Annotated in this window: 10 protein-coding genes; 2 read left to right on the forward strand and 8 right to left on the reverse strand. The window is 39.9% G+C overall.

The window, feature by feature from the left end:
• Nucleotides 1-111: 111 nt before the first annotated feature.
• Together PIECOFPK_RS01305 and metG are read right to left on the reverse strand one after the other, a co-directional pair.
• Nucleotides 112-4,038 carry a hypothetical protein gene (locus tag PIECOFPK_RS01305; protein ID WP_409966334.1) on the reverse strand — a complete coding sequence of 1,309 codons (3,927 nt, stop codon included), beginning with the start codon at nt 4,036-4,038 and terminating at the stop codon, nt 112-114.
• A 127-nt stretch (nt 4,039-4,165) separates the two neighbouring features.
• On the reverse strand, nt 4,166-6,253 hold the full coding sequence (gene metG / locus PIECOFPK_RS01310; RefSeq protein WP_409966335.1) for a methionine--tRNA ligase: 2,088 nt from the start codon (nt 6,251-6,253) through the stop codon (nt 4,166-4,168).
• A gap of 147 nt (nt 6,254-6,400) precedes the next feature.
• On the opposite strand from metG, the gene PIECOFPK_RS01315 reads away from it, so the two are divergent.
• Together PIECOFPK_RS01315 and PIECOFPK_RS01320 are read left to right on the forward strand one after the other, a co-directional pair.
• Nucleotides 6,401-7,426, forward strand: a complete 1,026-nt coding sequence (locus tag PIECOFPK_RS01315) for an LD-carboxypeptidase (RefSeq protein ID WP_330974544.1) — start codon at nt 6,401-6,403, stop codon at nt 7,424-7,426.
• A 32-nt stretch (nt 7,427-7,458) separates the two neighbouring features.
• The gene (locus tag PIECOFPK_RS01320) at nt 7,459-8,373 is read left to right on the forward strand and encodes an LD-carboxypeptidase (protein ID WP_330974545.1); all 915 of its coding nucleotides are present in this window, start codon (nt 7,459-7,461) and stop codon (nt 8,371-8,373) included.
• A 341-nt stretch (nt 8,374-8,714) separates the two neighbouring features.
• On the opposite strand, the gene PIECOFPK_RS01325 is transcribed toward PIECOFPK_RS01320, so the two are convergent.
• The 6 genes from PIECOFPK_RS01325 to glmM all read right to left on the reverse strand — a co-directional run bounded on the left by PIECOFPK_RS01325 (nt 8,715) and on the right by glmM (nt 12,587).
• Entirely contained in the window at nt 8,715-9,233 is a 519-nt protein-coding gene (locus tag PIECOFPK_RS01325) for a hypothetical protein (protein WP_330974546.1), read from the reverse strand.
• Nucleotides 9,234-9,350: 117 nt separating this feature from the next.
• Nucleotides 9,351-9,686, reverse strand: a complete 336-nt coding sequence (locus tag PIECOFPK_RS01330; RefSeq protein WP_330974547.1) for an RNA recognition motif domain-containing protein — start codon at nt 9,684-9,686, stop codon at nt 9,351-9,353.
• A 217-nt stretch (nt 9,687-9,903) separates the two neighbouring features.
• Nucleotides 9,904-10,350, reverse strand: a complete 447-nt coding sequence (rplI, locus tag PIECOFPK_RS01335; RefSeq protein ID WP_330974548.1) for a 50S ribosomal protein L9 — start codon at nt 10,348-10,350, stop codon at nt 9,904-9,906.
• A 122-nt stretch (nt 10,351-10,472) separates the two neighbouring features.
• Entirely contained in the window at nt 10,473-10,736 is a 264-nt protein-coding gene (rpsR, locus tag PIECOFPK_RS01340; protein WP_330974549.1) for a 30S ribosomal protein S18, read from the reverse strand.
• Nucleotides 10,737-10,740: 4 nt separating this feature from the next.
• Nucleotides 10,741-11,097: a 30S ribosomal protein S6 gene (gene rpsF, locus PIECOFPK_RS01345; RefSeq protein WP_409966336.1), complete on the reverse strand. Its 357-nt coding sequence runs from the start codon at nt 11,095-11,097 to the stop codon at nt 10,741-10,743.
• A gap of 98 nt (nt 11,098-11,195) precedes the next feature.
• Nucleotides 11,196-12,587, reverse strand: coding sequence for a phosphoglucosamine mutase (glmM, locus tag PIECOFPK_RS01350; RefSeq protein ID WP_409966337.1), 1,392 nt, complete (start codon nt 12,585-12,587; stop codon nt 11,196-11,198).
• Between the last annotated feature and the right edge of the window lie 2 nt (nt 12,588-12,589).

The raw sequence follows: 12,589 nt of genomic DNA on the forward strand, positions 1-12,589 counted from the left end.
ACTTGCGCCGGCAAAGTTATTATAAATAGATACGTCAAATGAACCCAAGATGAAAAATTCACAACACCCTGAAAGTAAAAACCTTACTAAGCAAATATGCTGTCGTGAATGTTATTTTTTCAACGGATTATCTATTTTTTGATGGGAAGCAGCTTTTCTGTTATACTTTCTCAATTTTTTCTTTGCTCCTGGCAAGCCTATACTGGACTTAATACCCTCGAGAGATGTTTTGATGATGTAATTAATAGGTGACTTATCCTGCCAGCGCTCGAAAAAGACTAAAGATGCTTTATTACTATTATTACGCCGAACCACCAATATCATAGCAATGCGGCTGATCAGCTTATTCAGAAATGTCTGATTGGGAAGATCTTTTTTATTCAGTAAGCCTACATTTAACCCTCGATAATTCATGCGTGCGATTCCCGCCGCCGCTTCATTTGTACCTACGGCCTGAATATTGAGACTGTTTAAATGCCCATCAAAAACTTTAGCGGCTACTAAGGGAACCAATACGGTATTGAAATGAGCCAAATCCATTGAGCCGGCATTGAGCTGCATTCGCATATACCCTGTGGTGTCACTATAAGATTGGCTTACCTGTAGTGTAGCCGGCAATTGATCTAATATCCGAGCGGTAGCTAAAATATAAATACTGTCATCAGGCTGAATATTGTAATTCTTGATATTCGAAATTACTGTATTCAAATCTGCAACAGTAACCACGCCTAAAGTATCCGTATTAGGATTGATTTCCCAATAAGTCACTTGCATGTTCTTCAGCCGTATGCTATCGATATGCAGACTATTTTTAAGGTGTAACAGCATTTCGGCAGGCAGGGGTTTGTATTTGACTACAGTGTCGGGTTGTGTTTTATCCTTGAAAGTGAAGAGGTTTACATCATTTAAAGCAATACTGCCGACATTCAATATGCTATCATTGCCATATTTTTCCATGTCTACCGGTCCGCCACTGATTTTTCCGGTACGTACTCTTAAATAATCCTCATTAAAAGCTTTGGATATACGATACGCTTCAACCGACTGCTTGGGAGTAAAATACACCGAGTCTACGCTGAACATCTGATCCTGCACAGCAAATCCATGCCAATACAATTCATTTTTCCCTGTAAGAAAACTACCGCTGACTGCATTTACTTGAAGGTTTGCGCTGTTGGCAATCACACTGCCGATATTTTTAATATACTTTGAGTTCAATACAATATTGTGCACATCACCTTTATCGAGCATCAATTCAGCATTGTTTTTACCGAGACTATCGAAGTATAACCTGTCGAGAGAGAGAATGTTGACATTTGTACGCCAGTCAATCAATTTATCCTTATTTTTTTCCACTACAACATCATTAAACTCCAGATTCAGCTTGTTATCATTCGTAGCGGTTTTTTTGCCTTTGGCATTGACAAATTCGAAATGCGTCAGGAACATTTTAATCTGATCAGCCTTTACGGGAATCTCATCGGTGGACTTTAGGTTGGTCAATTTCAAATAACTGTTTTCTCTCTTTCCATCCCAACTCACATGGCTAAAAGCATTCTGTTTGTCCTGAAAAGATATTTTAATATCGGGTCTTTGTATAAATGCTGATCCAATAACAATCTGTGGTGCTTGCTTCTTTTCGGTAGAGGTTGTGGAATCTTTCCGCCCTAGTTTTGCATGAATTATAGGGTCGGTAATTTCTATGCCCCTCAACTTAAGATCACCGCTGATAAATTCCGTAATATTAGGAATAATAGCAAATCGGGGAATGGTAGCAAGTATAGAATCTTTATTATTGATTTTGGACAACTGAATATTGGTCAATACACTATGCTGATTATCCACAATATCCATTTTATCTACCGACACACTTATATCCGGTCCTGTAAACAGCAGATCATTACCATCTACGCTCATACCCCTAATCTCCGGCTTACCTGCCTCATTCTTCACAAATTGCTTTAATAGTAGAGTATTTAACTTACCGCTAATCGTATGCTGCTTTAAAGCAACATCCAAATGGGTATTGGAAGTATGAATATTCCGCAGTACTATAGACGTGGCTTTCCTCTGCGATTTTGACTTTTGATGCAGCGAATGCTCCGAAGGATTCATTACAAGGCTAGCATTTGCCCACTTTACACCATCAATTATAATACTATTAGTAGCACTATCCAGAATAACCGTACCCAGACTTATATGATTTGCTTTTGCATCTATATCTTTTGACTGGAGTATTAACGAGCTCGCAGTAAGACCGCTTTTATTTTCTGATAAATTAACATTAGTAAGTTGTGCCGTCAGCGCTCCTTTTTTAAAAATACCTTTTTCAAAATGAAGTGCATTTACCGAGCGCTGTACGCTTTTAATACGATTAGCACTCGTGAGCTCATTGGCTCTTAAATCAAGATTGGCATTGTGTAAACTCAATATTCCGCCTCTGCTGAGACGAAGGGTAATCTCCCCATTTTCAATACGCAGGTTTTTCAAATCCATCACATCATCTACGCTGTTCAGAGTTTCAAACAGATTGCCTCTCCTGGCCTTTTGCTTTCTCCTTGTAATGGTATAATCCACTATAGGATTAATAAAATTGGCGCTATTGGCTGAAAAAATATTTTCATATAACAACGACTCCCATGATAGACCTCGTACTTGAAACGTAGGCATCGCAAGGCTTTTTACCGTCTTGCCTTTATGAAATTCTTTGAAAGAAAATTTACTCAGATTGATGAGATCATCTTCGAAACCGATACTATCGAAAGCAATAGCATACCGACCGTCGCTCAATGAGGTCTCATAATCATGTAGCGACATTACAAACTTGCGAAGCCGGATAGGTTTCTCTTCATCATGCTTCACTAAGAGATCATATATTTCGAAGTTATTATCGCTAGCAGAAAAGGTGTTTGTTACCCCCTTTTTAATGGTGTTTACGTGAATAGCGGCTTCTTTTACGCCTACATAATTAAGCTTAATATCGCCCAACAACTGCTGCATCAAAGCATCTATGCGCTCCACACGTTTTTTCTTCTCCTTCTTAACTACGTGCTTTTTAACATCGCTATCTATATCCAAATATATTTCTGGACTATCACAAAATACGGAGTCGGCAATAATAGTTTCTGTGCTGTATAAAGAATCAAAATTGATATTGGTTAGTTGCAGTTTATCAAAAAATATACGAAACGAAGTTTGTGAACTATCTCCCTTTATAGCCCGCAATGTGCAACTATCAAATTCTACCCGCTTGTTTTGCAGATTTACCCGAAAGTCTTTGAAAGCAATAAAATGTCTTCCACCGGGAAAAACGATACTCTGATCATGGGTGCGGACCGCTATGTTTTCGGTAAAACTGATTTTCTCCTGTGCTTTTTTACTTGTATTAACTTTATCAAACTGCAAATGATCCAACTGTATGTAAATGTTGGTAACTGTAAAGGGAGTTTCATGAGGCTTGGTTTTATTAACAAGCGAAAAGCTTCCACTGTCTAGCCTAAATTTATCCACCTCCAATACATTTATCACCTGCGTAATCGAATTAGAAATACGCCCCATTTCTTGTGCAACAGAAAAGCTATTGTCTACTGTAGTGTCTTTATGTTTGAGAGTATGTTTCTTGGGAGCATGTCGGGTAAATATTACATTAGGAGCCGTTAAACGGATGGAATCGATAAGAATCTCCTTTTTGATAAGCAAAGGCAAAAAACCGCGAGCCTTAATAGATATCCGCTCTGTATTTACCGAATAGCTGGTTGCAGCCGTGGTATCCGTACTATGTATGGATGCGTTTTCGAGCTCAATTTTATTGGTAACCCAATTGAACTTAAACTTACTTACTTTGAGGCGAAGTTTTCCTTTGGATTGATTGTATACAATCTGCTCCAGCGCATCTTTGGCGTGATCAATAAACCAAAAATTAAAGGCAAGAATTACCATTGCAACAATTCCCAGCAAGATGAGCGCCGAACGATACGTTATCCGCTTAAACCGCAGCCTTCTTAATTTTAACTCGCGTAAGTTAATCCTTGTCTTCAAAAGTATTTATTTGGTAATGATTAACCGGTTTGACGGTTCGCATTGTTTTTCTTAGTATTAAAAATACAGAAAAGGTCGAATATTTTGAACTATTCGACCTTTTAGTAAAATATGCTTTGTAGAATAACTAACTTACAATACTTCCATTTTGAACCTCTTTATCGGAGGCAATAAACTGCAACGAGCCGTCTGCGTCCTCCGCCATCAGAATCATTCCATTACTCTCAATACCACGCATCTTTCGAGGAGCCAAATTGGCTACTACTACAACTCTTTTGCCCACAATGGTAGCGGGATCATAATGCTGTGCAATGCCAGATACAATGGTACGCTTTTCGAATCCCAAATCAATCTCCAACTTTAATAACTTATCCGCTTTTTCCACTTTCTCAGCAGCTACAATGGTCCCGGTGCGCAAATCGAGTTTTGCAAAATCATCGTACTGTATCACCGGCTTTACTGCTGGAGTCGATGATACCGGAGTGGCAACAGCCACTTTTTGAGCTGCTTCTGCAGCCACACTGCCGGCTCTTAGTTTTTCTATCTGAGCCTGTATTTCAGCATCTTCAATTTTTCTAAACAGAATCTCTGGAGCGCGCAGTGCATATCCCACGCTGAGCAGGTTGATTTTGCCGGCATTTTCCCAATCCAGTATTCGGTCCACCACTTTCATCATATGCAGCATTTTTTTAGCAGTGGCTGGTAGGAAGGGGTTGATTAAGATAGCTAAGTTGGCGGTTAGCTGCAGGCATAGATGTAAACAGTTATCGATGCTTTTTTGTGCTTCAGGATTTTCTGCAACTTTTTTTACTACCTGCCAGGGCTCTTTTTCCTGCATATATTTATTGCCCTTGCGGCTGAGATCGATTACTTCATACAGAGCGTCTCTGAATCGGAAACCCTCCAACGCATTTTCTACTTTAGCTTTTGCAGCTTCGATATCGGCAATAAGCTGCCTGTCCAAATCATCCAAAATATCGGTGTGTAGCTTAGGCACTTTCCCTCCACACAATTTGTGCATGAGTACGAAGGTTCTGTTTACGAAGTTGCCAAAAATAGCTGCCAGCTCATTGTTATTTCTATCCTGAAAATCCTTCCAAGTAAAATCGTTGTCTTTGTTCTCCGGCGCATTCGCACAAAGTACATAACGCAGCACATCCTCACAGCCGGGAAAATCCTTTATATATTCGTGCACCCACACAGCCCAGTTGCGACTGGTAGATACTTTATCTCCTTCGATATTCAAAAACTCATTGGCAGGTACATTATCCGGTAATACGAAATTACCGTGAGCCTTGAGCATTGCCGGGAAAATGATGCAGTGGAAGACAATATTATCTTTTCCTATAAAATGTACGAGCTTGGTATCTTCCTTACACCAATAGTCGGCCCATTTATCGGTTAGTTCTTTTGTGGCTGAAATATAACCGATAGGTGCATCAAACCATACATACAACACCTTCCCCTCGGCATCGGGCAGCGGCACTTTAATCCCCCAGTTGCTGTCGCGGGTCATGGCGCGGCTTTGCAAGCCATTATCTAACCAACTTTTACATTGCCCGTATACATTATTTTTCCATTCGGTATGGCCCTCTAGAATCCATTTTCTTAAAAAGTCTTCATACTTCTGTAATGGGAAATACCAGTGTTTGGTTTTTCTTTTTACCGGAATAGCATCACTTAGTGTACTACGAGGATTGATAAGCTGATCGGGCGACAAGGAGCTACCACATTTCTCACATTGGTCCCCATAAGCCCCGTCGTTTCCACACACCGGGCAGGTACCGGTGATATATCTGTCGGCAAGAAAGGTATGGGTTTTCTCATCATAATATTGCTCCGTTTCCTTTTCTTCAAAAATGCCGTCATCATATAATTTTTTGAAGAAGTCAGAGGCTGTTTTATGATGTACAGGACTTGTAGTTCTGGAATAAATATCAAAAGAAATACCCATCTGCTGGAAGCTATGTTTGATCAACTCATGATACTTATCCACGATTTCCTGAGGCGATACACCTTCCTTCATCGCTCGAATAGTAATGGGCACCCCATGTTCATCGCTTCCGCCTACAAAGATTACATCTCTTTTTTGCGCGCGCTGATAACGCACATAAATATCTGCCGGGATATAACAACCGGCCAAGTGTCCGATATGTATTGGTCCATTGGCATACGGTAAAGCCGCAGTTACCAATACTCTTTTATAATCAGTCATAATCGCACTAAAACTTTTAATTAACCTGCAAAAATAGCTATAATTAGGTAAGGTGATGAGAATATATGTATCCCATACCTAATACTATTGTAACGGCTTCATATAATGACACCTTTTATACTTTTCAACTTTCCTATCTTAGCAAATATGAACCGAAAAAATTTTATCACCACGGCCGCAGCGGTGCTGGCATCCCTTTCCTTTTCGAAAGTGGGAGCAAGGTCTCCCCTGTCAGTATCGCAGTACGCCCCTATTATCCCTCCCTATTTGAAACCTGGAGACCTTATTGGCATAACCTCTCCGGCAGGCTACATTACACGTGAAGACATTATTCCCGCAGCCACACTGATGCAGCAATGGGGATTTAAAATACGCGTGGGGTATACCATCGGAAAACGCAATTATACTTTTGGCGGGACCGATGCGGAGCGCCTGCAGGACCTTCAGCAAATGTTGGACGACCCACAGGTAAAAGCCATCATGTGTGCCCGAGGAGGATATGGTGCTGTAAGAATTGTGGACGGAATTGACTGGACCCAATTCAAATCCAATCCTAAATGGATTATTGGTTTTAGCGATATAACTGTTTTGCATTCTCACATACAGAGGAATTTGGGCATCGCTACTATTCACTCGAAAATGTGTAACAGCTTTCCAAGAGTATGGGATGATGCCAGTCCCTTGCAAAAAGAAACTATCCTTTCCATTCAGAAAGCTTTAATCGGCGAAAAAATTCAGTATTCGGCGCCGTCTAACAACTTTAATCGCACCGGTACAGCTCGTGGCATACTTGTAGGGGGTAATTTAAAAACGCTTGAAAGCTTGGCCGGTTCTGTTTCAGACATTAATACCGATGGCAAAATATTGTTTGTAGAAGATACCGGAGAGTATTTGTACAGCGTTGATCGTATGTTTTGGAATTTAAAACGCAGCGGTAAATTAACCAACCTAGCTGGGCTGATTGTTGGCGGTTTAAAAACCAAACAGGATGACCCAGGCGAATACTTTGGTTATTCCACTTACGAGATTATAGCTTCCAAAGTAAAGGAGTATCGCTACCCCGTATGTTTCGAGTTTCCGGTGGGCCATCAAATAGATAATTTTGCACTCAAATGCGGTGTACCATATGAGCTTTCTGTTTCAGAAAGCGGTACTACACTCAAAGAAATTTAAGCACTTTATCCATCATTATAAAGAAAGGCAGCATGGGCATTAAAACACCTCCCTATCTCAAACCCGGCGACACCATCGGTATTGTATGTCCTTCGGGCTATATGGCTTTTGAAAAAGCAGCCGAATGCATTCGGGTGTTGCAAGAAGAATGGGGTTACAAAGTGAAAGTAGGAAGCACTCTGGGTAGTAAGTCCGAAACCTATTTCTCCGGAACTGATGAAGAACGACTGCGAGATTTACAGCAAATGCTCGATGACGATGAAGTACAGGCCATTCTATTCGGCAGGGGCGGTTATGGCATGGGGAGAATTATCGATAAAATCAATTTTAAAAAGTTTAAGAAAAAACCCAAGTGGGTGATTGGCTTCAGTGATATAACGATCTTTCATTGTCACCTTTATGCTAATTACGGTATTTCTTCGTTACATGCACCCATGGCCGCAGCTTTCAACGATGGAGGCTATACCAGTCCTTATGTACAATCTTTAAAAGAAGCTCTAGAAGGCCAACCGGCACATTATACATGCTCCTCGCATGTGCTGAACAAAAAAGGAGAAGCAGCAGGGCCGATAGTAGGCGGAAATCTGGCATTATTGGTAAATACCATCGGTACACCCTCGGAGATAAAAACCAAAGGCCGTATTCTGTTTATTGAGGATATTGGTGAGCAGAAATATTCTATCGACAGAATGATGTTTCAATTAAAGCGCAGTGGGAAGCTGGACAAACTTGCAGGCCTTATAATAGGAGGCTTTACAGAAGTTGGAGATACCGAGCGTCCATTTGGGGCCGAGGTACAACAAATTATTTACGATCTGATTAAAGAATACGACTATCCGGTATGTTTTAATTTTCCCGTAAGTCACGACCCAGAAAACTATGCACTGAAAATAGGTGTGTCTTATACATTAAAAGTTGACAGCCAAAAAGTTGTATTGAAGGAATAAAAAATCCCCAACATAAGAAATGTTGGGGACTTCATCAAAAACCATTAACCATTAAACCTTATCCTATGAAAATTCAGTCCGAAGTTACATAATAATTAAGTCACACACAAACAGCCCCCATCAAAAAATAGAAAACTTTCGTATTTTTTATTTTTTTTAACAAATTTCAAAATTTCTACCCTCCTACTATCAATTTATTGAAAATCTACAACTCATTGAGTTTTATCAAGATCAATGTTGTAACATAAAATTCATAAATCTCTTTTATTTAACAACTATCTCACAATAATAAGGCCACCAGAAGATTCCGGCAGCCTTAATTTTCCTTAAAAAAATTATACTTAAAATGTGTATCGAGCCGAGACGCCAAAACCGTCTCCGATAAATCTACCATACTGATCCGTTCTAGCCACCAGAAATGTCGGACGCCAATCTGCAGACACATTCAGCGGTATTTTGGGGAATTTATAATCGGCTCCTCCTGTCGGGAATAAGCCTACGCTTACTCCTTTATAATCATCAAATTTAGAAGAGGTGTGCAGTATAGTTACTCCACCCCCTACGAACCATTTCAACCCCGGTACAGGTTTAATATCGAAGTGGTGCTGGTAGGCAGCTGAAGCGCTCACTGCAGTGGAACGATAGCGATGCTCATGATGATGATATCTGTCTCCACCAATCCCCAGATTAAACTCAAATGCGCCATTGCCAACTGCAAAAACCTTATAAGAAGCTGCAAATACATCATAACTTGAAGCCGGGCTCACTCGAGCTCCAATGGCCTGCTTATAAGTACTTTGAGCAAATAGAGCTGAGGTTAAGGACACAAATGCAATGGTTAGGGTTAATTTTAATCTCATAGAAATAAAGTTTTATTTAGTTGTCGTAAATGTAGACAATTTAGTTGTTTAAACGGGCATAAAAAAGGCTCACTATCTGTGAGCCTCTGCATATATAATGACATACAATGGATTTCCTTAATAATTATAATCGTTACGGCCGCGGAAATCGCCTTTTCTAAAGCCCCCGCTATTGCCACCAAAACTTCTTTTCTTATAACCTCCATTTCCTTCTTTCGGACGGCTTTCGTTTACTACAATGTTTCTTCCGTCAACTTCAGTACCATTCAGTGCGTCAATGGCGGCTTGTGCTTCTTCATCGTTCTGCATTTCTACAAAACCGAAGCCCTTGCTACGATTGGTGAATTTGTCTAAAACGATTTTTGCAGACGATACACTACCGTGAGGAGTAAATAAGTTTTCTAAGTCCTGATCATTAAGATTCCAGCTCAGGTTACCAACGTAAATGTTCATTAGTGAAAAATTTAAAAAATTAAAGAGAAGTGAGACAGTAGACAAGACCGATGAACATTAACGTACCATGGAACCTTATTACTGAAAATCACCTAATCTATTACAAATATAGTGGATTTTATGCGGTATTGTCAATTAATTTAATTTTTGAAAACTTAAATAAAAACGCCCTGAACTTTCAGGGCGTTTCAATTACTTAGAATTTCTGCTTAACTTATTATTCAGCAACTACTTCGAAATCTAACTCGGTAGAATGACCGTTTCCGAAATCAATTACTGCTTTATGAGTACCTAATTCTTTTACCTCATTCAGAATAGTGATTTTTTTACGGTCGATTTCGTAACCCTTTTGCTCGCGAATGGCTCTACTAATTTGCAAGTTAGTTACGCTACCAAATATTTTTCCTGAAGTACCGGTTTTAGCACCAATTTTTACAGGAGATTCTTTCAGCTTGCTGATCACTTCATTAATAGTAGCCAGTAAAGCTTCTTCTCTCTTTCTGGCTTGTTTCAGCCGCTCTTCCAATTGTTTTCTGTTTCCAGGAGTACTTTCTACGGCTAACTTGCGTGGTAACAAATAGTTACGTGCGTAACCATTTTTCACGGTAACTACTTCGTTAGCAGCACCCAGATTATCTACATCCTGAATTAAAATTACTTCCATTGATTTTGTTTTTAGCTCCCTTTTACCCAATCGATGGTGACTGTCACCCGTCAGAGCGGGATTAGGGAAGGTTACTAATTAATGCATTAGAAAAGTCCATGACAGGGTCATGCACTACTCTACTATTTTAAAAGATCTGTAACGTACGGTAATAAGGCCATTTGACGTGCTCTCTTTACAGCAGCGGAAACTTTGCGTTGAAATTTCAGGCTATTACCGGTAATACGTCTTGGTAATAATTTACCCTGTTCGTTCAGGAACTTTTTCAGAAACTCTACGTCTTTGTAATCCACATAGCGAATGCCATATTTCTTAAAACGGCAGAATTTCTTTACGCGTTTGTCGCTTCTAATGGCGGTAAGGTATTTAATTTCATTCTTTGCCATAGTATTAAACCTCCACTGCTTTTTCGGTTCCTGTATTTACGCCACTTGCCTTTTTTGCATTATACTCAACGGCGTATTTGTCGAGTTTAGTGCAAAGATGACGAAGAACATTCTCGTCACGTAACAGCTGAATCTTCAGCTTTTCATTGAAGTCGGATGGCGCTTTGTACTCCAATACCCAGTATAAACCAGTGGTTTTTTTCTGGATAGGATACGCCAGTGATCTTAATCCCCATGGATTTTCGTGAACGATAGAGCCTCCAGCTTCAGTTACCAAAGTGGTATACTTTTTTTGGGCAGCTTTAAACTCATCTTCGCTTAAAACCGGGGTAAAAATCACCATCAATTCATAATTGTTCATTACCCTTAAAATTTAATTAAATAATAAAAACACTTTCCTTAGATTTTGCTAAGGGGTTGCAAAGATAGTATTTTTAACTGAAATAGCTATTTTAGGTATTATTTCATACCCTCTTTAATATCCTCCATCAAACGATGGGCAATATTGTTGGCCTTACTCTCAAAATCACTTTCAGAATAAATACGGATAATCGGCTCGGTATTGGAAGTGCGTAGATGCACCCAATCATCGTCAAACTCAATTTTTAACCCATCTTCATCATTAATAGGATGTTTCGCATATTTCTTTTTTATCATATCAAAAATAGCTTTTACATCCACTCCCTTTTCCAGTTCTATTTTGTTCTTGCTAATAAAATAATCGGGATATAAAGCCCTTAATGATTTTATACTGCCTTTATGGTGCGCCAGATGAGACAAAAACAGGGCTATACCTATCAGCGCATCTCTACCATAATGAAAATCGGGTACAATGATACCTCCATTCCCTTCTCCACCGATAACGGCATTCACTTCTTTCATTTTCTTTACCACATTTACCTCACCCACAGCCGAAGCAAAATATTCACCGCCTTGCTTTAGTGTAATCTCTTTGAGCGCCTTGGTACTGCTCATGTTGCTAACCGTATTTCCTTTTCTTTTTGACAGTACATAGTCTGCCACAGCAACCAGCGTGTACTCCTCTCCAAACATACTGCCGTCTTCGCACACAAAGCATAGTCTGTCCACATCGGGGTCTACCGCTATACCCAGGTGTGCCTTTTCCTTCACCACTACGCTGCTCAATTCGGAGAGATGATGTGGTAAAGGTTCGGGATTATGAGCAAATTTTCCAGTTACTTCGCTGTTTAATACTATCACGTCTTCAACACCCAATGCTTTGAGCAAGGCCGGTACAAAAATGGCTCCGGTAGAGTTAATGGCATCCACAACAACTTTGAAATTCTTAGCCTTAATAGCATCTTTATCCACTAGTGGATACGCCAAAATAGCATCAATATGCTTCTGTAAATAGGTGTCGTCAGGAATTATCTTACCTAGTTTATCTACCTGTGCAAACTCAAAATCTTCTGCTTCTGCAATCTTCAAAAGTTCTTGTCCTACTTCAGCTGAAATGAACTCCCCTTTTTCATTTAAAAGTTTGAGGGCATTCCACTCTTTAGGATTATGGCTGGCGGTAAGAATAATACCTCCGTCGGCTTGTTCCAGAGGAACCGCTATCTCTACTGTAGGAGTAGTGCTTGGACCTAAATCTACCACATCGATGCCTAGGGCGCTCAAAGTAGCTTGAACAAGACTACTCACCATAGGACCACTGATACGTCCATCACGACCAATAACTACTTTAACTGGTTTATTATCAGTTGATTTCCTTTTTAAGATTGTTCCGAAAGCAGCTGTAAATTTCACCACATCTACTGGAGATAAGGTTTCACCTGTCTTTCCGCCAATTGTTCCTCGAATTCCTGAAATACTTTTTATAAGAGGCATAT

Source organism: Chitinophagaceae bacterium C216 (assembly GCA_028485475.2).
Lineage (GTDB): Bacteria > Bacteroidota > Bacteroidia > Chitinophagales > Chitinophagaceae > Niabella > Niabella composti.